The organism is Nonomuraea sp. NPDC050227 (assembly GCF_044459705.1).
Lineage (GTDB): Bacteria > Actinomycetota > Actinomycetes > Streptosporangiales > Streptosporangiaceae > Nonomuraea.
The window spans coordinates 129,143-151,491 of sequence record NZ_JBITJF010000003.1 but is presented as its reverse complement, the minus strand read 5'-3'; the positions used below and the strand labels follow the sequence as shown (position 1 = coordinate 151,491).

At 73.7% G+C, this 22,349-nt stretch carries 20 protein-coding genes; 14 read left to right on the top strand and 6 right to left on the bottom strand.

Annotation, left to right across the window (positions count from 1 at the left end; translation table 11 throughout):
• Window positions 1–142 precede the first annotated feature (142 nt).
• The 4 genes from ACIBK9_RS13155 to ACIBK9_RS13140 all read left to right on the top strand — a co-directional run bounded on the left by ACIBK9_RS13155 (window position 143) and on the right by ACIBK9_RS13140 (window position 4,938).
• Window positions 143–1,252 (top strand): hypothetical protein, encoded by a 1,110-nt coding sequence (locus ACIBK9_RS13155; RefSeq protein ID WP_397157830.1) that lies wholly within the window; start codon window positions 143–145, stop codon window positions 1,250–1,252.
• Window positions 1,253–1,507: 255 nt separating this feature from the next.
• The gene (locus ACIBK9_RS13150) at window positions 1,508–2,815 is read left to right on the top strand and encodes a discoidin domain-containing protein (protein ID WP_397157828.1); all 1,308 of its coding nucleotides are present in this window, start codon (window positions 1,508–1,510) and stop codon (window positions 2,813–2,815) included.
• The gene (locus ACIBK9_RS13145; protein WP_397157826.1) at window positions 2,816–4,006 is read left to right on the top strand and encodes an MFS transporter; all 1,191 of its coding nucleotides are present in this window, start codon (window positions 2,816–2,818) and stop codon (window positions 4,004–4,006) included.
• Complete coding sequence (locus ACIBK9_RS13140; protein ID WP_387682406.1) at window positions 4,003–4,938, top strand: TolB family protein; 936 nt, start codon at window positions 4,003–4,005, stop codon at window positions 4,936–4,938. Before ACIBK9_RS13145 ends, ACIBK9_RS13140 begins: the two co-directional genes overlap by 4 nt.
• A gap of 39 nt (window positions 4,939–4,977) precedes the next feature.
• On the opposite strand, the gene ACIBK9_RS13135 is transcribed toward ACIBK9_RS13140, so the two are convergent.
• Window positions 4,978–5,601: a response regulator gene (locus ACIBK9_RS13135; RefSeq protein ID WP_397157824.1), complete on the bottom strand. Its 624-nt coding sequence runs from the start codon at window positions 5,599–5,601 to the stop codon at window positions 4,978–4,980.
• Entirely contained in the window at window positions 5,598–6,794 is a 1,197-nt protein-coding gene (locus ACIBK9_RS13130; RefSeq protein ID WP_387682400.1) for a sensor histidine kinase, read from the bottom strand. The genes ACIBK9_RS13135 and ACIBK9_RS13130 overlap by 4 nt, the downstream gene beginning before the upstream one ends.
• A gap of 200 nt (window positions 6,795–6,994) precedes the next feature.
• On the opposite strand from ACIBK9_RS13130, the gene ACIBK9_RS13125 reads away from it, so the two are divergent.
• The 5 genes from ACIBK9_RS13125 to katG all read left to right on the top strand — a co-directional run bounded on the left by ACIBK9_RS13125 (window position 6,995) and on the right by katG (window position 12,961).
• Window positions 6,995–7,552, top strand: a complete 558-nt coding sequence (locus ACIBK9_RS13125) for a heme-binding protein (protein ID WP_397157821.1) — start codon at window positions 6,995–6,997, stop codon at window positions 7,550–7,552.
• A 57-nt stretch (window positions 7,553–7,609) separates the two neighbouring features.
• Entirely contained in the window at window positions 7,610–8,269 is a 660-nt protein-coding gene (locus ACIBK9_RS13120) for an ankyrin repeat domain-containing protein (RefSeq protein ID WP_397157820.1), read from the top strand.
• Window positions 8,270–8,539: 270 nt separating this feature from the next.
• On the top strand, window positions 8,540–10,165 hold the full coding sequence (locus ACIBK9_RS13115) for an ABC-F family ATP-binding cassette domain-containing protein (RefSeq protein WP_397157818.1): 1,626 nt from the start codon (window positions 8,540–8,542) through the stop codon (window positions 10,163–10,165).
• A 95-nt stretch (window positions 10,166–10,260) separates the two neighbouring features.
• A complete protein-coding gene (locus ACIBK9_RS13110; protein WP_352327424.1) occupies window positions 10,261–10,698 on the top strand; it encodes a Fur family transcriptional regulator in 438 nt (145 codons plus the stop codon).
• Window positions 10,699–10,732: 34 nt separating this feature from the next.
• Window positions 10,733–12,961 carry a catalase/peroxidase HPI gene (gene katG, locus ACIBK9_RS13105; RefSeq protein ID WP_397157816.1) on the top strand — a complete coding sequence of 743 codons (2,229 nt, stop codon included), beginning with the start codon at window positions 10,733–10,735 and terminating at the stop codon, window positions 12,959–12,961.
• Between the two features lie 106 nt (window positions 12,962–13,067).
• Here the strand turns inward: katG and ACIBK9_RS13100 are convergent, their stop codons facing one another.
• A complete protein-coding gene (locus ACIBK9_RS13100; RefSeq protein WP_397157814.1) occupies window positions 13,068–13,655 on the bottom strand; it encodes a TetR/AcrR family transcriptional regulator in 588 nt (195 codons plus the stop codon).
• 110 nt (window positions 13,656–13,765) lie between these two features.
• Here ACIBK9_RS13100 and ACIBK9_RS13095 point away from each other — a divergent pair, with 110 nt between their 5' ends.
• Together ACIBK9_RS13095 and ACIBK9_RS13090 are read left to right on the top strand one after the other, a co-directional pair.
• Complete coding sequence (locus ACIBK9_RS13095; protein ID WP_397157812.1) at window positions 13,766–16,009, top strand: arylsulfatase; 2,244 nt, start codon at window positions 13,766–13,768, stop codon at window positions 16,007–16,009.
• A gap of 173 nt (window positions 16,010–16,182) precedes the next feature.
• A complete protein-coding gene (locus tag ACIBK9_RS13090; RefSeq protein ID WP_397157810.1) occupies window positions 16,183–17,367 on the top strand; it encodes an MFS transporter in 1,185 nt (394 codons plus the stop codon).
• A 20-nt stretch (window positions 17,368–17,387) separates the two neighbouring features.
• On the opposite strand, the gene ACIBK9_RS13085 is transcribed toward ACIBK9_RS13090, so the two are convergent.
• Genes ACIBK9_RS13085 through ACIBK9_RS13075 form a run of 3 tightly spaced genes read right to left on the bottom strand, consistent with a single transcriptional unit; the run spans window position 17,388 to window position 19,574 of the window.
• Window positions 17,388–17,720 (bottom strand): metalloregulator ArsR/SmtB family transcription factor, encoded by a 333-nt coding sequence (locus tag ACIBK9_RS13085; RefSeq protein WP_364335006.1) that lies wholly within the window; start codon window positions 17,718–17,720, stop codon window positions 17,388–17,390.
• The gene (locus ACIBK9_RS13080) at window positions 17,707–18,138 is read right to left on the bottom strand and encodes an SRPBCC domain-containing protein (protein ID WP_387682376.1); all 432 of its coding nucleotides are present in this window, start codon (window positions 18,136–18,138) and stop codon (window positions 17,707–17,709) included. Before ACIBK9_RS13080 ends, ACIBK9_RS13085 begins: the two co-directional genes overlap by 14 nt.
• Window positions 18,139–18,197: 59 nt before the next feature.
• A complete protein-coding gene (locus ACIBK9_RS13075; protein ID WP_397157807.1) occupies window positions 18,198–19,574 on the bottom strand; it encodes an MFS transporter in 1,377 nt (458 codons plus the stop codon).
• A gap of 123 nt (window positions 19,575–19,697) precedes the next feature.
• On the opposite strand from ACIBK9_RS13075, the gene ACIBK9_RS13070 reads away from it, so the two are divergent.
• From ACIBK9_RS13070 to ACIBK9_RS13060, 3 genes are read left to right on the top strand one after another with little or no spacing between them, the layout of a single operon-like run.
• On the top strand, window positions 19,698–20,462 hold the full coding sequence (locus ACIBK9_RS13070) for an IclR family transcriptional regulator (RefSeq protein WP_397157804.1): 765 nt from the start codon (window positions 19,698–19,700) through the stop codon (window positions 20,460–20,462).
• A 25-nt stretch (window positions 20,463–20,487) separates the two neighbouring features.
• Window positions 20,488–21,336: a fumarylacetoacetate hydrolase family protein gene (locus tag ACIBK9_RS13065; protein WP_397157802.1), complete on the top strand. Its 849-nt coding sequence runs from the start codon at window positions 20,488–20,490 to the stop codon at window positions 21,334–21,336.
• Window positions 21,336–22,349, top strand: coding sequence for a zinc-binding dehydrogenase (locus ACIBK9_RS13060; protein ID WP_397157800.1), 1,014 nt, complete (start codon window positions 21,336–21,338; stop codon window positions 22,347–22,349). The genes ACIBK9_RS13065 and ACIBK9_RS13060 overlap by 1 nt, the downstream gene beginning before the upstream one ends.

The window sequence follows — 22,349 nt, the reverse complement described above, 5'->3', positions numbered from 1 at the left end:
CACTCAAACCCCCCCCACCCCACCCCCCCTCTTTAATTCCCCGGGGCCCCCCCCCCCGGGGGGGCCCCCCCCGGGGGGCCCCCCCCGGGGGGGCCCCCCCCCCCCCGGGCGCGCCCCCCCCCCCCCCGAAGGGAGGAACCCCATGAGACGGGCCCTGCTGACCGGCCTGCTGCCACTCCTGCTGTCCGCCCCGGCCGCCGCGATGCCGCTTTCCGGAGCGGCGGCCGGTGCCGAGGTGGCCGAAACGGCCGAAGCGGGCGAGAAGACCGCGAGGGCCGAGGTGGTCGAGGTGGCCACGGCGGCCCAGCTCGCCGGCGCGCTGGCCGCGGCCGTTCCCGGGCAGACCATCAGGCTCGCGCCCGGCGAGTACCACGGCGCCTTCGTCGCCCGGCGCCCCGGAACGTCCGCCGCTCCGATCACGCTGACCGGACCGGCGGACGCCGTCCTGGTCAACGACGGTCCCTCCGGCGCCGCGCCGTCCTGCCCCGCGCCCGGCGGCGGCTGGGACTCCGGCTACGGGCTGTGGCTGTACGAGGCGCCGTACTGGCGGCTCACCGGGTTCACCGTCAAGGACTCCAAGAAGGGCGTCGTCCTGGACGCCTCCCCGCACGTGGTCATCGACGGCGTGTACGTGCACCACGTCGAGGACGAGGGCGTGCACTTCCGGCGCAGCTCGTCCGACGGCGTGCTGCGTGGCTCCCGCATCACCCACACCGGCCTCGTCCAGCCCGGTTACGGCGAGGGCGTCTACCTCGGCTCGGCCGGCTCCAACTGGGGCTGCCACGGCGACACCGGCGGCGCGGACCGCTCGGACCGCGTCCAGGTCACCGGGAACACCATCGGCCCGTACGTCGCCGCCGAGCACATCGACGTCAAGGAGGGCACCAGCGGCGGCCTGATCAGCGGCAACACCTTCGACGGCACCGGCGTCAGCGGTCAGAACTCCGCCGACTCCTGGGTGGACGTCAAGGGCTCCGGCTACACCATCGAGAACAACACCGGCACGTTCGCCCCGCCCGGCACCTTCGCCAACGGCTACGAGACGCACAATCCGGCCACGACGCCGTCCTTCCTCAACGGCTGCGGCAACGTCTGGCGCGGCAACCGATCCGATCTCGGCGGCGTCGGAGGGTACGCCATCAAGATCACCTCGACGTCGAAGTGCGCGGCCGATCCCAACGTCGTGCACTCCTCCAACACCGTCACCGGCGCCACCCGCGGGCTGACGAACGTCCCGGTGACCCCGGGCTGACGGCCCGCTCAGGACCAGCCGCCCGGCCTCCGGGCGGCGCCCTCGCCGTGCCGCGCGCCGCCCAGGTGAACCCCGCCCAACAGGGTTAAGAAACCTTCCTAACTTCATTGACAGCCCTCAGCGCCCTGCGCCACGATCCCGGTAAGCGGCTCGGCGCGGCTTCCTTCCCCAGGATGTGACGCGCTCAGCGAAAGACCTCCTGCCCCGGCCGCCCACCGGACCGTGCTCCGATCTCTCACCCCCAGGAGAATCGCCATGTCCAGAGTCCGCCTGGCCATCATGGCCGTGATCGGCCTGCTGGCCGGCCTGCTCGTGGCCGCCAACGCCTCGGCCGGCACCGCCGAGACGCTGCTGTCACAGGGCAAACCCGCCACCTCCTCCTCCAAGGAAGCCACCTCCTACGCCGCCGCCAAGGCCTTCGACGGCGACCTCACCGGTACCCGGTGGGCCTCGGCCGAAGGCCACGACCCCGAATGGCTGCGCGTCGACCTCGGCGCCGCCCAGCAGATCAGCCGGGTCAAGCTGACCTGGGAGGACGCCTACGCCACGTCGTACAAGATCCAGACCTCCCCGGACGGGAGCGCCTGGACCGACGTCTACTCCACCACCACCGGCGACGGCGGCGTGGACGACCTCACCGTGACCGGCACCGGCCGCTACGTCCGCATGTACGGGACCGCGCGCGGCACCGACTACGGCTACTCCCTGTGGGAGATGCAGGTCTACGGCGGCGGCACCCAGCCCACCGACCCGCCGGGCGACACGTTCGTCGTGGCCGCCGCCGGTGACATCGCCGAGCAGTGCACCGCGAGCTCCTCCTCCTGCGTGCACCCGAAGACGGCCGCCCTGGTCGAGTCGATGAACCCCGAGTTCGTCATCACCATGGGCGACAACCAGTACGACGACGCCCTGCTGTCGGACTTCCGCAACTACTACGACAAGACGTGGGGCAGGTTCAAGGCCAAGACCCACCCGGTCCCCGGCAACCACGAGACCTATGACCCGGCCGGATCGGAAGCCGGGTACAAGTCGTACTTCGGCGCGATCGCCTTCCCGCAGGGCAAGAGCTACTACAGCTACGACCGGGGCAACTGGCACTTCGTCGCGCTCGACTCCAACCACTTCGACCAGTCCGCCCAGCTCACCTGGCTCAAGAGCGACCTCGCCGCCACCACCAAGCCGTGCGTGGCCGCGTACTGGCACCACCCGCTGTTCAGCTCCGGCGAGCACGGCAACGACCCCGTCTCCAAGCCCGTGTGGCAGGCCCTGTACGCGGCCGGCGCCGAGTTCGTGCTCAACGGGCACGACCACCACTACGAGCGGTTCGGGCCGCAGAACCCCAGCGCCCAGGCCGACACCGCGAAGGGCATCGTCGAGGTGCTCGGCGGGATGGGCGGCGCGTCGCCGTACCAGATCGAGAACGTGCAGCCGAACAGCCAGAAGCGGCTGAGCGGCACGTTCGGCGTGCTGAAGCTGACCTTCACCGGCAGCACGTTCGGCTGGCAGCTGATCGGGACCGACGGCTCGGTCAAGGACAGCAGCCCGACCTACTCCTGCCACTAGATGTACATCTCGCTTCTCGGCACCCGGCTGACCAGGGCGGTGCCCGCCAACGTGGTGGCGCTCGGCCTGGTCAGCCTGGTCACGGACGTCTCCTCGGAGATGGTCACCGCGGTGCTGCCGCTGTACCTGGTGGGCACGCTCGGGCTCAGCCTGGTGCAGTTCGGCCTGCTGGACGGCCTGTACTTCGGCGTCACCGCGCTGGTCAGGCTGGCCGGCGGGCACGCCGCCGACCGGTGGAGCCGCCGCAAGCTGGTCGCCGGGCTCGGGTACGGGCTCTCGGCCGTCTGCAAGCTGGGCCTGCTCGCGGCCGGCGGATCGGCCGCCGCGCTCGGCCTGGTGCTGGCCGCCGACCGCACCGGCAAGGGGCTGCGCACCGCGCCCCGGGACGCCCTCATCACCCTGAGCGCCCCGCCCGACCGGCTGGGCGGCGCGTTCGGGGTGCATCGGGCGATGGACACCGTGGGCGCCTTCCTCGGGCCGCTGGCCGCCTTCGCGGTGCTGACGGCGACGGCCGGCGCCTACGACGCGGTGTTCGTGACGAGCTTCTGCGTGGCCGCGCTGGCCGTGCTGCTGCTGGTCCTGTACGTACGCGACCGGCGCGGCCCGCTGACCGTCCGCGTCCGGCTGCGGGCGGCGGTGACGCGGGAGCCGGGGTTCCGCCGGGCCTGCCTGGTGGCGGTCGCGCTCGGCCTGGTCACGGTCAGCGACTCGTTCGTCTACCTCGTGCTGCAGCGGCGGCTGGCGATCGCGCCGGAGCTGTTCCCGCTGCTGCCGCTCGGCACGGCGGGCGCGTACCTGCTGCTGGCCGTGCCGCTCGGCCGGCTGGCGGACCGGTTCGGGCGCGCGGCGGTGTTCGTCACCGGGCACGTGGCGCTGCTCGCGGTCTACCTGGTGCTGATGGGCCCGGCCTGGCTGCTGCCCGCGCTGCTGCTGCACGGCCTGTTCTACGCCGCCACCGACGGCGTGCTGATGGCCCTGACCGGGCCGATGCTGCCCGAGAGCGCGCGCACCGGCGGGCTGGCGCTGCTGCAGACCGGGCAGGCCACGGCCCGGATGGTGTCGTCCATCCTGTTCGGCCTGCTGTGGGCCGGGACGGGGGAGGGGCCGGCGCTGGCGGTGATGGCCGCGGGGCTGGTGACGGCGTCCGCGATCGCGTGGCGGGCGCTGCGATCACAAGGAGGTCGTCCATGAGACGGGTGCTCGTGCTCCTGGCCGCGGTGGTCCTGCTGGCGGGCGGCGCGACCGCGTACGCCACCTGGGCGGCGTCCTCGCGGCAGACCGGGCCCGCCGTCGCGGGCTTCGACACCGGCGAGCCGGGCCGGGTGCTGGTGCGCAGCGGCGGACGCGTCGCCTCCGTGCCACTCGCCGACCCGGGCGCGCCGCCGCGGGTCAGCTCCCGGGCCTGCGACCGCTTCTACACGGCGAACGGCACCACCCTCTGCCTGGTCACCCGGCCCGGCCCGCTGCCGAAGACCGAGGCGCTCGTCCTGGACCGGTCGCTCAAGGAGACCCGCCGGATCAACCTGGCCGGCGTCCCGAGCCGGGCCCGCGTGTCGGCCAGCGGCCGGATGGCCTCCTGGACGGTGTTCGTCACCGGCGACTCCTACAGCACCGGCGGCTTCTCCACCTGGACCGGCATCCTCGACACCCGGACCGGCTACCTCGTCACCAACATGGAGGACATCCCGCTCTACCTCGACGGCCGCCGCTACCACTCGGCCGACGTCAACTACTGGGGGGTCACGTTCGCCGCCGACGACAACCGCTTCTACGCGACCGTCTCGACCAAGGGCAGGACGTACCTGGTGGAGGGCGACTTCGGGGCCTGGCGGGCGCGCGCGCTCAGGGAGAACGCCGAGTGCCCGTCCCTGTCGCCGGACGGGACCCGGCTGGTGTTCAAGAAACGCGTCTCGCCGGGACCGTGGCGGCTGCACCTGCTGGACCTGGCCACGATGCGGGAGACCCCGCTGGGGGAGCGGGCCAGCATCGACGACCAGGCCGCCTGGCTGGACGACCGCACCGTCATGTACGCCAAGGACGGCGACGTGTGGGCGGCCGACGTAGGCGGCGGCCCGCCCCGACGGCTGATCCCCGGCGCGAGCTCCCCGGCCGCCGTCCGCTGACACGCGGTCACGGGGCTCCCTGGGTCCGGGGGCCGGCGGTCAGGGGAGCCGGATGAGGCGTCTCTCGACCGCCACCGTGACCGCGGCCGTGCGCGTGTCCACGCCGAGCTTGTCGTAGATGTGCACCAGGTGGGTCTTGACCGTCGCCTCGGTGATGTAGAGCCGCCGGGCGATCTCCCGGTTGCTCGCCCCGCTGGCCAGCAGCTCCAGCAGCTCGACCTCGCGGGCGCTCAGCGCCGGGCCCGGCTCGCGCATGCGCCGCATCATCCGGGTCGCCACCTTGGCCGACAACACGCTCTCGCCCCTGGCCGCGGCCCGGATGCCCTGGAACAGCTCCTCCGGCGGGCACGCCTTGAGCAGGTAGCCGATGGCCCCCGCGTCGACGGCCCGCATGATGTCGGCGTCGCTCTCGTACGTCGTCAGCACCAGCACCTGCGGCGGCGCGGGCAGCTCGCGGACCCGCCGGGTGACCTCCACGCCGTCGAGGCCCTCGCCGAGCTGCAGGTCCATGAGGACGACGTCGGGGGAGCAGGCGGCGATGCCGCGCAACGCCTCGGCGCCGTCGGCCGCCTCGCCGACGATCTCCATGTCGGGCTCGCCGCCGAGCAGCGCCACCAGCCCCGCCCGGACCACCGGATGGTCGTCGACCAGGAACAACCTCATGCCCCACCGCCGTCCAGGGCCCGCGGCGGCCACGCGGCGGGCACCCGGGCCGCGACCGCCGTGCCCTCGCCGGGCGCGCTCTCGACGACCAGGACGCCGTGCACCTCCGCCAGCCGGTCGCGCATCGCCCGCAACCCGTAGCCGCGGCCGGGAGCGGGGGCCGGTTCGGCGAAGCCGACGCCGTCGTCGAACACGTCGAGCGTCACCTCGCCGTCGAGGTAGGACAGCGTCACCGTGACCGTCACCCCGGCCGCCGGGTCCGCCGCCGGGGCGGCGTGGTCGCGGACGTTGGCCAGCGCCGCCTGCGCCACCCGGAGCAGGGCCGCCTGCACCTCCGGCGCCAGCGGGTACTCCTCGCCCGCCAGCCGGAAGCGCACCCGCGGCCCGGTCTCGCCGGCGTCCGCGCAGAGCCGGGCGAGGGCCTCGGGCAGCGTGACGTCCACCAGACCGGGCGGCTGGAGGTCGCGGACGAACCGCCGTGCCTCGGCCAGGTTGTCGGCGGCGGCCGCGGCGGCCCGCCGTACGTGGGCGCGGGCCTGGGCCGGGTCGGTGGCCCACATGCGGTCGGCGGCCTGGAGCAGGATGCCCATGCTGGTCAGGCCCTGGGCGAGGGTGTCGTGGATCTCCCTGGCCAGCCGCTCGCGCTCCTCCAGGACGCCGGTGCGGTGACGGGAGTCGGCCAGCGTGCCGCGGGTGCTGATCAGGTCGTCGATGAGCAGCTGCCGGGCGGCGCTCTCGCGCTGCAGCTCCCCGAAGATCACCGCCGTCATGGCCGCGATGCCGACCGGCGCGAGGATCAGGCTGACGTCGAGCTCGCGGGCGATCTCCAGCTGGGCCACGATCACCACCAGGGTCAGCGCCGCGGCGGCCACCGCGAAGCCGTGCGCGTTGAGCAGCCGCAGGCACAGGAAGAGCAGGGGGACCGCACACCAGCTGAACGACGGCGCCAGCACCACCAGCGCCAGCCACACCGCCGCCACGCCGCCCAGCCAGACCAGCCGCCCCTGCCGGCCCAGCCGGTGCCACCAGACGATCCCGGCCGCGTAGGCCAGCGCGAGCAGGCCGCAGACGGCCAGCGACGTCACCGTCTGGGCGCTCATGCCGTGGCGGGACACCAGCCGCAGGGCCGAGGCGGCGAGCAGCAGGTAGAAGCCGACGTGCATGGCCCAGTTGAGCCAGGTGCGCTCCCTCATGGCCCTCCCCGTCGCCGCGCCCTTCGACACTATCCCCTGCCCGAGAATGGCCCCCACCAGGGCGGCGGCGCATCAACCGATCGGTTGACCCGGCCCTCGACCGCTCGGCGCGCGCAGATCGCCCGTGCTCCCGATGGCCCGCGGCGGCCCGCCCGGAAACCTAGAAGTGTCCGACTTCGCCCTGACGAACTGGAGAAACCATGAACATCCGTACTCGCCTGGTCGCCGGCTCGCTGTCGGGGCTGGCCGTGCTGGCCGGCGCCGTCGCCGCCACCTCGCCCGCCCAGGCCGCCGACGCCGCGCACAGCGCCCGGGTCGCCCGGGTCGCCGCGGCCGAGCCCGTCGTGCAGACCGGCACGCTCTCCGCCGACGCCGCGCTGAAGATCGCCGACGCCGCCCTGAAGGAGGCCGTCAAGCAGAAGCAGCGCGTCACCGTCGTGATCGTCGACCGGTCCGGCGCGACCCGCCTGGTGCTCAAGGGCGACGGCGCGGGCCCGCAGACCGAGGAGTCGGCCCGGCGCAAGGCGTTCACCGCGGTCTCCTTCGGCCGCACGACGTCCGAGCTGGGCAAGGGCATCAACGGCGGCGGGCCGTCCATCGCCGACATCCCGGGCACCCTCTTCCTCGGCGGCGGCGTGCCGGTCGCCTCGGGCGGCGCTCCCGTCGCGGGCATCGGCGTCGGCGGTGCCCCCAGCGGCGACATTGACGAGTCCATCGCCCAGGCGGGCCTCAAGGCGGTCGCCGGGCAGCTGCGCTGACCGGCTGGACCGGCCCCCGGCGCGCCGCCGGGGGCGGGCGGACGGAAGGATGAGGGGATGAACCGCCGAGCCATCCTGACCTGGGGACTCGGTCTGATGCTCGCGGCCTGCGGCGGAGCGGGAATGGCCGACGAGGAACTGCTGGCGGGAGCCGCGCGCGGGGACGCCGCCGCCGTCCGGGACGCGCTCGGCGCGGGGGCCGACGTCGAGGCCCGCGACGGGCAACGCCGTACGGCCCTGCTGCTCGCGGCGGCGGCCGACCACGTCGAGGTGGCCAAGGTGCTCGTCGCGGCGGGCGCCGACCCCGACGCCCAGGACGCCAGGAAGGACACCCCCTGGCTGGTCACCGGCGTCACCGGGAGCGTGGCGATGCTCAAGGCGCTGCTGCCCGCCGGGCCCGACCTGACCAGGCGCAACCGGTACGGAGGCGTCTCCCTCATCCCCGCCTGCGAGCGCGGGCACGTCGAGTACGTGCGCGAGGTGCTGAAGACCGGCATCGACGTCGACCACGTCAACGACCTGGGCTGGACGGGCCTGCTGGAGGCGGTCATCCTGGGCGACGGCGGCGAGCGCCACCAGGAGGTCGTGCGGCTGCTCATCGCCGCGGGCGCCGACGTCGACCTGGCCGACCGCGACGGCGTCACGCCGCTGGCCCACGCCGTCTCCAAGGGCCAGAGGGAAGTGGCCGCCCTGCTCCGCGCAGCCGGAGCCCACTGACCCGGCGGGGCCCGGCCTCGGCGGGCGCGCAGGAGGCAGGCGTCCGGAGCGCGGCAGGCGCCTGCTATGGTGTGAAATGCTTGTGATTCTCAGCTAGGAGACCAGACATGGCAGGTGACGACGACATCTCCGGGTGATACCGGAGGTTGATCGGCCCCGGCGTGAGCGCGTGAGCGCCGCCGGTGTGGCCGCGTTCGTCGTTTCCCGAATCCCTGTCCTTTCACCGGGCGGCTTCGGCATGCCCGCGTTCTCCGTCGAGGTCTTCTTCACATGTCCGACGCGTTCATCGTCTGCTCCAACCTGTCCTTCTCCTGGCCTGACGACACCCCCGTCTTCAGCGACCTGTCCTTCAGCGTGCCCGGCGGCCGTACCGGCCTGGTCGCCCCCAACGGCGCCGGCAAGAGCACGCTGCTCAAGCTGATCGCCGGGGAGTACCGGCCGCGCTCGGGCGGCGTGTCCGTCAACGGCGTGCTCGGCTACCTGCCGCAGAGCCTGCCGCTGGCCGGCGACCTGACCGTGGCCGAGGTCCTGGGCATCGCCCCGGTGATCGCCGCGCTCAACGCCATCGAGGCGGGCGACGCCGCCGAGGAGCACTTCACCACCATCGGCAACGACTGGGACATCGAGGAGCGCACCCGTGCCCAGCTCGACCGGCTCGGGCTCGGCCACCTCGACTTCGCCCGCACCCTGCGCACGCTGAGCGGCGGGCAGATCGTCTCGCTCGGCCTGGCCGCGCAGCTGCTCCGGCGGCCCGACGTGCTGCTGCTCGACGAGCCCACGAACAACCTCGACCTCGACGCCCGCCACCGGCTGCACGCCGTGCTCGGCGACTGGAAGGGCTGCCTGCTCGTGGTCAGCCACGACCGCGCCCTGCTCGACCGCATGGACCGCATCGCCGAGCTCGACCGGGGCGAGGTGCGCTTCTACGGCGGCGACCTCACCGCCTACGAGGAGGCCGTGCGCACCGAGCAGGAGGCCGCCGAGCGCAACGTGCGCACCGCCGAGCAGGAGCTCAAGCGCGAGAAGCGGGAGATGCAGCAGGCCCGCGAGCGCGCCGAGCGCAGGGCCGGCAACGCCGCCCGCAACCTCAAGAACGCCGGCCTGCCGCGCATCTTCGCCGGGAACATGAAGCGCGGCGCCCAGGAGTCGGCCGGCCGGGCGGGCCAGACGCACGCCGCCCGCGTCAGCGACGCCAAGGCCCGGCTCGACGAGGCGGGCCGGGCCCTGCGCGACGATCAGCGCATCTCCCTGCAACTGCCGGGCACCAACGTGCCCGCCGGGCGCACGGTCTTCCAGGGCGAGCACCTCATGGCCCGCGGCCTGTTCGCCGAGCCCGGCATCGACCTGGTCGTGCGCGGGCCCGAGCGCATCGCGCTGACCGGCCCCAACGGCGCCGGCAAGTCCACGCTGCTGCGCCTGATCACCGGCGACCTGGAGCCCGACGGCGGCACCGCCAGGCGGGCCGACGGCCGGGTGGCCTACCTGTCGCAGCGGCTCGACCTGCTCGACGACGACCTCACCGTCGCCGAGAGCCTGGCCGCCTTCGCCCCCGCGATGCCGGCCGCCGAGCGGATGAACCTGCTGGCCCGCTTCCTGTTCCGGGGAGCGCGGGCCCATCTGCGGGTAGGTGTGCTGTCGGGCGGCGAACGGCTGCGCGCCACGCTGGCCTGCGTGTTGTGCGCGGAGCCGGCGCCCCAGCTGCTGCTGCTGGACGAGCCGACCAACAACCTCGACCTGGTCAGCGTGGGCCAGCTGGAGAGCGCGCTCGGCGCGTACGAGGGGGCGTTCGTGGTGGTCAGCCACGACGAGCGGTTCCTGGCGGAGATCCGGGTGGACCGCAGGCTGGAGCTGTCCGGCGGGCGGCTGCTGGAGGGCGGCGGGCCGGAGCTGGGGTGACGTCCCCTGTAGGGGGCTATTTCCGGACATATTACTAAACTTGGATGGTTCGTTCTCTTGTGTCATTCAGGTTTGTATAGGTAGGTTTGGCGGCTATGACCGCATCGAAGGCTCCGACGACCGCCGAGGAGCTGCGCGGCGCCGGGCTGCGGGTGACCGCCGCCCGGGTCGCGCTGCTCGAGACCGTCCGCGAGGGTGACCACCTCGGGGTCGAGGCGATCGCCTCGGGGGTGCGCGAGCGCGTGGGTCATATCTCGTTGCAGGCCGTGTACGACGCCCTCCACGCGCTGGCCGCCGCGGGGCTCGTCCGCCGCCTCGACCCCCCGGGCAGCTCGGCCCTGTACGAGGGCCGCGTCGGGGACAACCACCACCATCTCGTGTGCCGGTCCTGCGGCGCCGTGGCCGACGTCGACTGCGCCGTCGGCCACGCCCCCTGCCTGACCGCCTCCGACGACCGCGGCTTCGCCATCGACGAGGCCGAGGTCATCTATTGGGGCCTGTGCCCCGCCTGTTCCACCGGCAGCAGTTCCTGAGCACCCAGATTCCGCCTCGTCCGGAAGGATTCCCATGTCTGAGAACCATGATGCGATCGTCACAGACGCCAAGTCGGAGGACTCGGGCGGCTGTCCGGTCGCGCACGAGCGCGCCCCGCATCCGACCCAGGGCGGCGGCAACCGCCAGTGGTGGCCGGAGCGGCTCAACGTCAAGATCCTGGCCAAGAACCCGGCCGTGGCCAACCCGCTTGGCGAGGACTTCGACTACGCAGCGGAGTTCAAGACCCTCGACCTCGCGGCCGTCAAGCGGGACATCGCCGAGGTGCTGACGACCTCGCAGGACTGGTGGCCGGCCGACTTCGGCCACTACGGCCCGTTCATGATCCGGATGGCCTGGCACAGCGCGGGCACGTACCGCATCAGCGACGGACGCGGCGGCGCCGGGTCCGGGCAGCAGCGCTTCGCGCCGCTCAACAGCTGGCCGGACAACGGCAACCTGGACAAGGCCCGCCGCCTGCTGTGGCCGGTCAAGAAGAAGTACGGCCGCAAGATCTCCTGGGCCGACCTGCTGATCCTCACCGGCAACGTGGCCCTGGAGTCGATGGGCTTCAAGACCTTCGGCTACGCCGGCGGCCGCGTGGACGCCTGGGAGCCCGACGAGGACGTCTACTGGGGCCCCGAGTCCACCTGGCTCGGCGACCAGCGCTACACCGGTGACCGCGAGCTGGAGAACCCGCTGGCCGCGGTCCAGATGGGCCTGATCTACGTCAACCCCGAGGGCCCCAACGGCAACCCCGACCCGCTGGCGGCGGCCCGCGACATCCGCGAGACCTTCCGCCGCATGGCGATGAACGACGAGGAGACCGCCGCCCTCATCGTGGGCGGTCACACCTTCGGCAAGACGCACGGCGCCGGCCCGGCCGACCACGTCGGCCCCGACCCCGAGGCCGCCCCGATCGAGCAGATGGGCCTCGGCTGGCGCAACAGCTTCGGCACCGGCAAGGGCGGCGACGCCATCACCAGCGGCCTTGAGGGCATCTGGACGAACACCCCCACGACCTGGGACAACAGCTTCCTGGAGATCCTGTACGGCTACGAGTGGGAGCTGTTCAAGAGCCCCGCGGGCGCCAACCAGTGGCGGCCGAAGGACGGCGCCGGCGCCGGCACCGTGCCCGACGCCCACGACCCGGCCAAGCGGCACGCTCCGACGATGCTGACGACCGACCTGGCCCTGCGCGTGGACCCGATCTACGAGCAGATCACCCGCCGCTGGCTGGAGCACCCCGACGAGCTCGCCGACGCCTTCGCCCGCGCCTGGTACAAGCTCACCCACCGCGACATGGGCCCGCGCGCCCGCTACCTCGGCCCGGAGGTCCCGGCCGAGACGCTGCTGTGGCAGGACCCGCTGCCCGCGGTGACGCACGAGCTCGTCGACGCGGCCGACGTCGCCGCGCTCAAGGAGCAGATCCTCGCCACGGGGCTGTCGGTGTCCGAGCTGGTCTCCACCGCGTGGGCCTCGGCCTCCTCCTTCCGCGGCAGCGACAAGCGCGGCGGGGCCGACGGCGCGCGCATCCGCCTGCAGCCGCAGAGCGCGTGGGAGGTCAACGACCCCGACCGGCTGGCGACCGTGCTGGGCACGCTGGAGGGCGTCCAGAAGGCGTTCAACGGCGCCCAGACCGGCGGCAAGCAGGTCTCGCTGGCCGACCTGATCGTGCTGGCCGGGTGCGCGGGCGTCGAGCGGGCCGCCAAGGAGGCCGGCTTCGACGTCCAGGTGCCCTTCACGCCGGGACGCGCGGACGCCACGCAGGAGCAGACCGACGTGGAGTCGTTCGCCGCGCTGGAGCCGGTCGCCGACGGGTTCCGCAACTACCTCGGCAAGGGCAACCGGCTTCCGGCCGAGTACCTGCTGCTCGACCGGGCCAACCTGCTGACGCTGAGCGCGCCGGAGATGACCGTCCTCGTGGGCGGCCTGCGGGTGCTGGGCGCCAACCACCGGCAGTCGACGCTCGGCGTCCTCACCACGACCCCGGGGACGCTGACCAACGACTTCTTCGTCAACCTGCTCGACCTGGGCACGACGTGGCACTCGACCGAGGACGCCAACCTCTTCGAGGGCCGCGACGCCGCCACCGGCGAGGTGCGGTGGACCGGCACCCGCGCCGACCTCGTCTTCGGCGCGAACTCCGAGTTGCGCGCGGTCGCCGAGGTCTACGCCAGCGACGACGCCAAGGAGAAGTTCGTCCGTGACTTCGTCGCGGCGTGGGACAAGGTCATGAACCTCGACCGGTTCGACCTGGCCTGAGCCTGACCGGAACGCCCGGGGCGGCCGCCCCGGGCGTTCCGCGTGCCCGGCGACCTGCCTGGCGGGCCGGGACGCCTTCCGCCCCCGGCGCGGGCCGTGCCGGACGTCAGGCGGTGAGCAGGGCCTGAGAGGTGACGTGCAGGTCGGCGACGGCCGCCGCGGCCCGCCCGGCGTCGAAGGCGGGGTCGCCCAGGCGCTGCTCCAGGTCGGCCAGCACCACGACGACGTGCAGGTTGAGCACCCGCAGGCGCTCCCGCGTCAGGCCGGGCAGCCGCCGCCGCAGCAGCACGGCCAGCTCGGCGACCCCGGGATGGTGGTCGCTGGAGTAGGGCCAGGAGCGGTAGCCGCCGGACAACACGTAACGGCTGGTGAAGCGCAGGTACCAGCTCGTGCCCGGGTGGGCGAGCACGTGCTCGGCCAGCGGGGCCAGGTACGCCGCGACCAGGGCGGGAAGGTCCTCCTCCAGGCCGCGGGCGCGCAGGTCGCCGATCAGCGCGCGGCGGCGCTCGTTGAGGGGGGTCATGCGGTGGGCGTACAGGGCGTCGATCAGGCCGGCCTTGCCGTCGAAGTGGTACTGGACGGCCGAATGGTTGCCCTGCCCGGCCGCGACGGCGATCTCCCGGAGCGAGACGTCGAGGCCGCGCTCGGCGAAGAGCCGTTCGGCCGCCAGGAGAATCTTCTCTTTGGCCTGCATTCCCACCTTTTCCGGATCACCGAGGTATCGTCGCGAATTAAGACAACCTGTCTTACTCTCGTGCCGTCTGCTGTCCAAGACCGTACGCCTCTCCTGGCAGGAGCCTCGCCGTGACCGCAGAACCGATCTTCCGCCGGGCCGGCCGCCCGCCGGAGCACGCTCCGAACGTCCTGGCCGTCGTCCTGGACGACACCGGCTTCGCCCAGCTCGGCTGCTTCGGCTCCGGCATCGCCACGCCGCACATCGACCGGCTCGCGGCCGGCGGCCTGCGCTACAACCGGTTCCACGTGACGGCCCTGTGCTCGCCGTCGCGCGCCTGCTTCCTCACCGGACGCAACCACCACGCCGTCGGCATGGGCTTCCTCGCCGACATCCCGCTCGACCACCCCGGCTACACCGCCCGCATCCCGCGCTCGGCCGCGACCCTGCCGCGGATCCTGCGCGACCACGGCTACTCCACCATCGCCATCGGCAAGTGGCACCTCACGCCGCGCTACGAGCGCTCGGCCGCCGGCCCGTTCGGCCACTGGCCGCTCGGCCAGGGCTTCGAGCGCTACTACGGCTTCCTGCAGGGCGACACCAACCACTACGCGCCCAACCTCGTCCGGGACAACCACTACGTGGAGCCGCCCGCCACCCCCGAGGAGGGCTACCACCTCACCGAGGACCTCGTCACGCAGGCCGTCCGGCACCTCGACGACCAGCGCCACGCCGCCCCCGGCAAACCCTTCTTCCTCCACCTCGGCCTCGGCGCCACGCACTCCCCGCACCACGTCCCGCCCGAGTGGAGCGAGCCCTACCGGGGCCGCTTCGACCAGGGGTGGGACGCCTGGCGGGAGGAGATCTTCCGGCGCCAGACCGAGACGGGCGTCGTCCCGCCCGGCACCGTGCTCACCCCGCGCCCGGACTGGGTGCCCGCCTGGGACGGCCTCACCGCCGACCGCCGCCGCCTGTACGCCCGCCAGCAGGAGGTCTTCGCGGGCTTCCTCACCCACGCCGACGCCCAGCTCGGCCGCCTGATCGCCCACCTGGAGGAGACCGGGCGGCTCGACGACACCATCATCGTGATCTTCTCCGACAACGGCGCCAGCGCCGAGGGCGGCGTGGACGGCAGCGTCAACGAGCACCGCTTCTCCGCCGGCATCCGCGAGTCCCCGCAGGACAACCTGGCCCACCACGACGACTGGGGCGGGCCGCGCACCTACAACCACTACGCGTGGGGCTGGGCGTGGGCCGGGAACACGCCGTTCCGGCTGTGGAAGCGCTACACCTGGCTCGGCGGCACCCGTACGCCGCTCATCGTGCACTGGCCGGCCGGGATCGGCGGCGGCGGCGCGGTGCGCGACCAGATCGTACACGTCAACGACCTGTTCCCGACCCTGCTGGACGCGATCGGCATCCAGGCCCCCGACGTCGTGGACGGGATCGAGCAGCAGCCGGTCGACGGGGCCAGCTTCCTGGCCACCTTCGCCGACCCCGGGGCGCCCGCGCCGCGCACCACCCAGTACTTCGAGATGCTGGGCTCGCGCTCCCTCATCCACGGCCGCTGGAAGGTCACCACCGACCACGTGTCCACGGGCGTCCTGGACGAGGAGGAACTGCTCACCGGCAGCCGCGACCTCGACGCCGACCACTGGGCGCTGTTCGACCTGGCGGCCGACTTCTCCGAGGCGGCCGACGTGTCCGCCGGGCATCCGGACGTGGTCGCCGAACTGCGGCGGCTGTGGGACCGGGAGGCCGGGCGCAACAACGTCCTGCCGCTGTACGACGACCTCGTGGCCCGCCTCGGCGCGCTCATCGGGCCGGCCTGGCCGCCCGGCGACGACCGCACGTTCCGGCCCGGGGCCTCGCCCGTGTGCGACGAGTCGTTGCCGCTGCTGTTCGGCGGCTTCCGCTGGACGGCCGAGATCGAGGCGGCCCGCGAGCCAGAAGGCGTGCTGTTCGCGCTGGGCGACTGGAACGGCGGCTTCGCCCTGTACGTCACCGGAGGCCGCCTGGCCTTCACCTTCTCCCGCGCCGGGGAGCCGCTGGAGCTCACCGCCGACCGCCCGCTGCCCGCCGGTCGCCAGTCCGTGGACGTCGTGCACACGACGGGCCCCGCGGGCTCGGCGTTCCACCTGTCGCAGGGCGGGGTCGTGGTGGGCGCCCTGGCGTTCGACGGCCTGCTGCCGGTCGCGCTCCAGCACGGCGGGGCCGGGCTGCGGCTCGGCCACGACCTCGGGCTGCCCGTCTCCGGCCGGTACCGCGTCCCGGCCCGGTGGAACGGGCGGCTGCTCTCGGTCCGGCTCAGGACGCCGGGCGCCGCGACCCCCGACCTGCTCGCCGGCCTGCGGACCGCGCTGCACGCCGACTGACGGGCCCTTCCCGCGCATCGCGCCGTCGCCGGGGGCGGTTGACGGTGTGGTCCGAGGGTTGACGGTGTGGTCCGGGGGCGGTTGACGGTGTGGTCCGAAATCGGCCGGTGCCGGGGACGTCGTGGCTGGTTGGCTGGTTCGCCGTAGATCAACCCATGTCCTGGAACGGAACCATGTCCACCACCACCCTCGCCCCGCCGCGCCCGCCGCTGATCTCCTGGCTCGCGGTCGCCTCGATCACCCTGGGCATCTTCGCCATCGTCACCAGCGAGATCCTGCCCATCGGCCTGCTGACGACCATAGGCGCCGACTTCCGCGTCACCGACGGCACCGCGGGGCTGACCATGACGTTGCCGGGCTTCGTGGCCGCCGTCGCGGCGCCCGTCCTGACCGTGGCCACCGCCCGGCTGGACCGCCGGGTGATGCTCTGCGTCCTGATGGCGGTGCTGGCCGCAGCCGACGTGCTGGCGGCCGTGGCCGGGGCCTACTGGGTGGTGCTGGCCTCGCGGGTGCTCGTCGGGCTCACCATCGGCGGCTTCTGGTCGATCGCGGCGGGGCTGGCGTCCCGGCTGGTGCCGCCGGCCGCCGTGGGCGCCGCGACGGCGGTGATCTTCTCGGCCGTGCCGCTGGGCTCGGTGCTCGGGGTGCCGGCCGGAACCTTCATCGGCCACCTGGCGGGCTGGCGGACGGCGTTCCTGGTCCTGGCCGGGCTCTCGGTCCTCGTGCTGGTCGCGTTGCTGCGCGTGCTGCCGCCGCTGCCCGCCCGCCAGGTCACCGGCGCGCGCGTCCTGCTGGACCTGCTGCGGGTGCGCGGCACCGGGATCGCCCTGCTGGGCACGTTCCTCGTCGTGCTGGCGCACTTCGGCACCTACACCTACGTCACGCCGTTCCTGGAGCACGTCACCCGGCTGTCCCCGGCCGCCGTCAGCGCCGTCCTGCTGGTCTACGGCGCGGCGGGCATCGCGGGCAACTTCCTGGCCGGCCGGGCCGTGGCCGGCGCACCCCGCCTGGCCTTCGCCGTCTGCGGCGGCCTGATCGCGGCGGCCACCCTGCTGCTGCCCCTGGCCGGCAGCTCGCCGGCGGGCGCGGTCGTGCTGCTGGTGGTGTGGGGGCTGGCCTACGGGGGAGTGCCGGTCTGCTCCCAGGCGTGGTTCCTGCGGGCCGCGCCCGGCGCGCCGGAGGCGGCGACCGTCGTGTTCACCTCGTCGTTCCAGGCGACCTTCGCGCTCGGCGCGCTCCTGGGCGGCACGGTCGTCGACGCCTTCTCGGTCTCGGCCGCGATGGTCGCGGGCGGGCTGGTCGCGCTCGTGATGGCCGGGGCGTTCTCCTGGCTCACCCGTCCCCGCCGGGCCGCGTGAGCGGGGGAGGGGACGGGGGGTCAGCCGTCGAGGTGGTCGCGCAGGGCGTCGAGGCGGCCGTCCCAGTCGCTGGCCAGCGCGGCCAGGAACTGCTGGGCCACCCGCATCGGAGCCGAGCGCAGCCGGTAGCGGACGCGGCGGCGCTCACCGGGCTCGGCCGTCACCAGACCGGCCTCGCCCAGCAGCGTCAGGTGCTTGGCGATGGCCTGCCGGGTGATCGGCAGGCGGGCGGCCAGGTCGGTCGCCGTGGCCGGGCCCCGGGCGGCCAGCTCGGCCAGGACGGCGCGCCGGCTCGGGTCGGCCAGCGCGACGAAGACCTGCTCGGCGACCGCCTCGATGTCAGGCGGCGTCAAGGTGCCCGGCCAGCTCGCCCAGCTCGCTCGCCCACCCCTCGGTGTGGGCGTCGTACGCCTTGCGGTGGTGGTCGTCCGGCAACTGGGCGAAGCCGGTCTCGACGACGGTCAGCCGGGTGCCCGTGCCGGCCGGTTCGAGGGTGAACTCGACGTACGTGCGGCGCGGGTCGCCCTCCGGCATGCCGAAGACCGGCCAGGTGAAGCCGAACACCGACGGCTCCTCCACGCGCTCCACGCGCAGGTCGACGGTGTGCCCGTCGCTCCAGCTCAGCCGCGCCGGCCCGCCGGGACGCAGCTCGATCGCCGCCTCCTGGCCGAACCAGGCGGCCAGCCCCTCGGGGGTGGTGAGCGCCGCCCACACCTTGCCTGGCGGATGGGCGAGCTCGACGGTGCGCTCGACCCGATCGGGGAATCCCATGACGACCTCCATATGCGGCAGGGAAAAGGTTGCCACACCTCGTGGCGACAGGTGGACGGTCACCGCTCCGGCCGTGCGTTCCGGCGCAGGCCGTAGGAGACGAGGACGACGGCGGCGAGCGTCACCGCGACGTCCACCAGCAGGGCCAGGCGGATGCCGGCCGGCTCCCCGGCGCGCGTGGCGGCGACCGCGCCGAGGAGCGGGATGCCGACGGTGACGGCCACCTGCTGCGTCATCGACGTCAGCCCGGTCGCCAGCCCCTGCTCCTCGTCCGGCAGGCCCGAGGTGGCGGTGACGGTGTAGGCGACGATCGCGGTGACGTGCCCGAAGAACCCGACGAACAGCGCGGGGACCAGGATCGCCAGGACCGTCCAGCCGGTCCCGAGGAAGACGGCGGGAAGCGTCGCCAGCGCCTGGACCGTCATGCCGGCGACCAGGACGCGGCGGCTGCCGTGGCGCCCGACGAACCGCCCGGCGATCACCCCGGCGACCACCGAGGCCAGCCCGGGGACGCCGAACACCAGGCCGGTGACCAGCGGCGACAGCCCCAGCACCCGCTGGAGGTACACCGTCACCAGGAAGATCATGGCCGGCTCCATCGTGAAGATGACGAAACCGGCGAAGTTCCCCCACTTCACCGTGGGCCGCCGAAGGATGCGCACCGGCGCCAGCGGCGCGGGCGCGCGCAGCTCGATCAGCCAGAACGCGCCCAGCAGCAGCACGCCCGCGACGGCCGCCAGGAGGTTCGTCTCGACGGCCGCGTAGATCACCGCCAGCAGGCCGCCGGTCACGGTGACCGCGCCGGGCAGGTCGAGCCGCACCCGCTCCGGCAGCACGCTCTCCCGGATCAGGAACGGCGTCAGCACCACGATCGCCACCGCGACCGGCACGTTGAACAGGAACGCCGCCCGCCAGCTCAGCAGGCTGACCAGAGCGCCGCCGAGCAGCGCGCCGACGGTGAACCCGCCGGACAGCAGGGCGCCGTTCAGCCCGAGGACGCGGGCGCGCAGCGGGCCCTCCTTGAAGGTGGTGGTGAGCAGCGACAACGCGGCGGGGACCGTCATCGCCGTGGCCAGGCCCTGCAGCACCCGGGCGGTCAGGAGCGTCGCGGGCCCGTCGGCGAAGCCGCCGAGCAGGGAGGCCCCGGCCAGCACGACCATGCCGGCGAGGAACAGCCTCCGCCGGCCGAACAGGTCGGCCGTCCGGCCGAACACCAGGGTGAACCCGGCCGCCGGCAACGCGTACGCCGAGGTGATCCAGGGCCACTGGGCCGGGTTCAGCCCGACGCCCGCGCCGGTCTGGGGAAGGGCGACGTTCAGGATCGAGAAGTCGACCGCCAGCATGAAACCGGCGCCGAGCAGGACGAACGCGATCAACCGCTGTCTGCCGTCGAGGCGCGGCGGGGCGGCCTCGACGGTCGCGACAGGAACACTCATTGCGGCCTCCGAATAATAGCAACCGATCGGTTGCCACATTATGGCAACCGATTGGTTGCGTCAACGCTGGGCGGGATTGGGGCAAACTTCCGTTTTCCGGAACGGTGGTCTAACCTTCGGAACATGTCCGACGGTGACGCCAAGCTGGTGGGGGCCGACCGCGTGCTGGCCGTGCTGGCCGAGCTCGCCCGGCACCCCGACGGCATCGGCCTGGAGGAGATGGCCCGCGCCGTGTCCAGCCCGAAGCCGACCGCCCACCGCGCCCTGGCCGCGCTGCGCCGCGCCGGGCTCGCCGTCCAGAACGGCCACGGCCGGTACGTGCTGGGCGACGAGTTCCTGCGCATGGCCTTCGCCCACCACGAGGCCCGGCCCGACCACGTCCGGGTCACCCCGATCCTCCAGGCGCTGTGCGACCGCTACGGCGAGACCGTGCACTACGCGGTGCTGGAGGGCACGTCGGTGGTCTACCGGTCCAAGCTCGACCCGCCGTCCGGCGCGGTCCGGCTGACCTCGGTCGTCGGCGGGCGCAACCCGGCCCACTGCACCGCCGTCGGCAAGATGCTGCTGGCCGGGACGCTGCGGGACGAGGCCGCCGTGCGCGCCTGGGTGGGCGACCGGCGGCTGGAGCGGCCCACCGAACGCTCGGTCGGCACCGCCGAGGAGCTGCACGCCGAGCTGGTACGCGTCCGCGCGCAGGGCTACGCGGCCGACGACCAGGAGAACGAGCCGGGCGTCAACTGCGTGGCGGTCCCGGCGTACCTGACCTCGCCCACCGTGCCGAGCGGCGCGGTCAGCATCAGCGGCCTGGCCTACCGCACCCCTTTGAGCGTGCTCGTCGAGGACGTGCCGGCCATCCGCGCCGTCGTCGCCGGGCGTCACCTTCCCTGACCCGTACAGAACCGGAGAGTCCCCCTTGTACCTCATGCGCATCGGCGCGCCCGGCGCCGAGAAGCCGGTCGTCCGCGTGGACGACGACCACTACGTCGACGTCTCCGACCTCACCCCCGACTTCGACGAGCGCTTCTTCGCCGCGGGCGGCCCCGCCCTGCTCGCCGAGCGGGTCGCCGCAGGCCCGCGGCAGGCGTTCGCCGGCGAGCGCGTCGGCGCGCCGATCGCCCGCCCGCACCAGATCCTGTGCATCGGCCTGAACTACCGCGACCACGCCGCCGAGACCGGCCAGGCCGTCCCCGCCGAGCCGATCCTGTTCACCAAGTCGCCCAACACCCTGGTCGGCCCGGACGACGACGTGCGCATCCCGCGCGGCGCCACCAAGACCGACTGGGAGGTGGAGCTCGGCATCGTGATCGGCCGCCGCACCTCCTACCTGGACTCGCCCGAGGAGGCCGCGGCCGCGATCGCCGGCTACTGCGTGGTCAACGACGTCAGCGAGCGGGCCTTCCAGATGGAGCGCGGCGGCCAGTGGAGCAAGGGCAAGTCGGCCGAGACCTTCAACCCGGCCGGCCCCTGGCTGGTCACCCCCGACGAGCTGGCCGACGTCCGGAACCTCGGCATGTGGCTGGACGTCAACGGCGTGCGCCGCCAGACCGGCAACACCAAGACGATGATCTTCGACCCGTACGTCATCGTGCACCACCTGAGCCAGTTCATGGTGCTGGAGCCCGGCGACCTGATCAACACCGGCACCCCGCCCGGCGTCGGCATGGGCCACGACCCGCAGATCTGGCTGCGGCCGGGCGACGTCATGGAGCTCGGCATCGACGGGCTCGGCAGCCAGCGCCAGCGGGTCGTGGAGCCCCGGTAGTGCGGGCGCTCGTCCTGACCGGGCCGGGCGCGGCCGAGGTCCGGGAGGTCGAGCCCCCCTCTGCGGGGCCCGGCCAGGTGGTCGTGGACGTCGAGCGCGCCGGCGTGTGCGGCACCGACATGGAGCTGTTCAGCGGCGGGATGAGCTACCTGCGCACCGGCCGCTCCCGCTACCCGCTGCGCCCCGGCCACGAGTGGTGCGGGCGCGTCGCGGAGCTGGGCGCGGGCGTGGACCCGTCGTGGCTGGGGCGGCGGGTCGTCGGCGACACCATGCTCGGCTGCGGGCGCTGCGACCGCTGCCGTCAGGGCCGCCACCACGTGTGCTCCGACCTGGCCGAGCTCGGCATCAGCCGGGGCGCCGCGGGCGCGCTGGCCGAGCGGCTGGCCGTCCCGGTCGCGGCGCTCCACCGGCTGCCCGATACGGTGGACGCTACCTCGGGCGCGCTGGTCGAGCCCGGTGGCAACGCCTTACGCGCCGTCCGCGCGGCGGGGCTGGAGGCGGGGGAGCGGTTGCTGGTTCTGGGCACGGGCACGATCGGCCTGCTGGCCGCGCTGTTCGCGCGCGCCGGCGGGGCCGAGGTGCACCTCATGGGCCGCGCCGAGCCCGACCTGGGCCTGGCCGCGGGCCTCGGGTTCCGGCACGCCCACACCCGCGCGACGCTGCCCGCCCTGCCCTGGCACGCCGTCATCGACGCCACCAACGCCGCCGCGATGCCCGCGCTCGCCCTCGGCCTGGCCGAACCGGGCCGCCGCGTCGTCTACATCGGCCTGGCCGGCACGCCGTCCACGCTCGACACCCGCGAGCTGGTGCTCAAGGACGTCACCGCGGTCGGCGTCCTGGGCGGCTCGGCGGGGCTGGCCGGGGCCATCGACGCCTACGCCGACGGCTCGGTGGACGCCCGTCCGCTGGTGGCCGCCACGGTCGGGCTCGCCGAGACGGCCGGCGTGCTGGCCGGACGGCGACCGCCCGGCGCCGGCCCGGGGCCCAAGATCCACATCGATCCCCGGCAATGA

Coding starts and splice junctions, on each gene's coding strand:
- ACIBK9_RS13155 (WP_397157830.1), top strand. CDS start 143: ATGAGACGGGCCCTGCTGACCGGCCTGCTGCCACTCCTGCTGTCCGCC.
- ACIBK9_RS13150 (WP_397157828.1), top strand. CDS start 1,508: ATGTCCAGAGTCCGCCTGGCCATCATGGCCGTGATCGGCCTGCTGGCC.
- ACIBK9_RS13145 (WP_397157826.1), top strand. CDS start 2,816: ATGTACATCTCGCTTCTCGGCACCCGGCTGACCAGGGCGGTGCCCGCC.
- ACIBK9_RS13140 (WP_387682406.1), top strand. CDS start 4,003: ATGAGACGGGTGCTCGTGCTCCTGGCCGCGGTGGTCCTGCTGGCGGGC.
- ACIBK9_RS13135 (WP_397157824.1), bottom strand. CDS start 5,601: ATGAGGTTGTTCCTGGTCGACGACCATCCGGTGGTCCGGGCGGGGCTG.
- ACIBK9_RS13130 (WP_387682400.1), bottom strand. CDS start 6,794: ATGAGGGAGCGCACCTGGCTCAACTGGGCCATGCACGTCGGCTTCTAC.
- ACIBK9_RS13125 (WP_397157821.1), top strand. CDS start 6,995: ATGAACATCCGTACTCGCCTGGTCGCCGGCTCGCTGTCGGGGCTGGCC.
- ACIBK9_RS13120 (WP_397157820.1), top strand. CDS start 7,610: ATGAACCGCCGAGCCATCCTGACCTGGGGACTCGGTCTGATGCTCGCG.
- ACIBK9_RS13115 (WP_397157818.1), top strand. CDS start 8,540: ATGTCCGACGCGTTCATCGTCTGCTCCAACCTGTCCTTCTCCTGGCCT.
- ACIBK9_RS13110 (WP_352327424.1), top strand. CDS start 10,261: ATGACCGCATCGAAGGCTCCGACGACCGCCGAGGAGCTGCGCGGCGCC.
- katG (WP_397157816.1), top strand. CDS start 10,733: ATGTCTGAGAACCATGATGCGATCGTCACAGACGCCAAGTCGGAGGAC.
- ACIBK9_RS13100 (WP_397157814.1), bottom strand. CDS start 13,655: ATGCAGGCCAAAGAGAAGATTCTCCTGGCGGCCGAACGGCTCTTCGCC.
- ACIBK9_RS13090 (WP_397157810.1), top strand. CDS start 16,183: ATGTCCACCACCACCCTCGCCCCGCCGCGCCCGCCGCTGATCTCCTGG.
- ACIBK9_RS13080 (WP_387682376.1), bottom strand. CDS start 18,138: ATGGGATTCCCCGATCGGGTCGAGCGCACCGTCGAGCTCGCCCATCCG.
- ACIBK9_RS13075 (WP_397157807.1), bottom strand. CDS start 19,574: ATGAGTGTTCCTGTCGCGACCGTCGAGGCCGCCCCGCCGCGCCTCGAC.
- ACIBK9_RS13070 (WP_397157804.1), top strand. CDS start 19,698: ATGTCCGACGGTGACGCCAAGCTGGTGGGGGCCGACCGCGTGCTGGCC.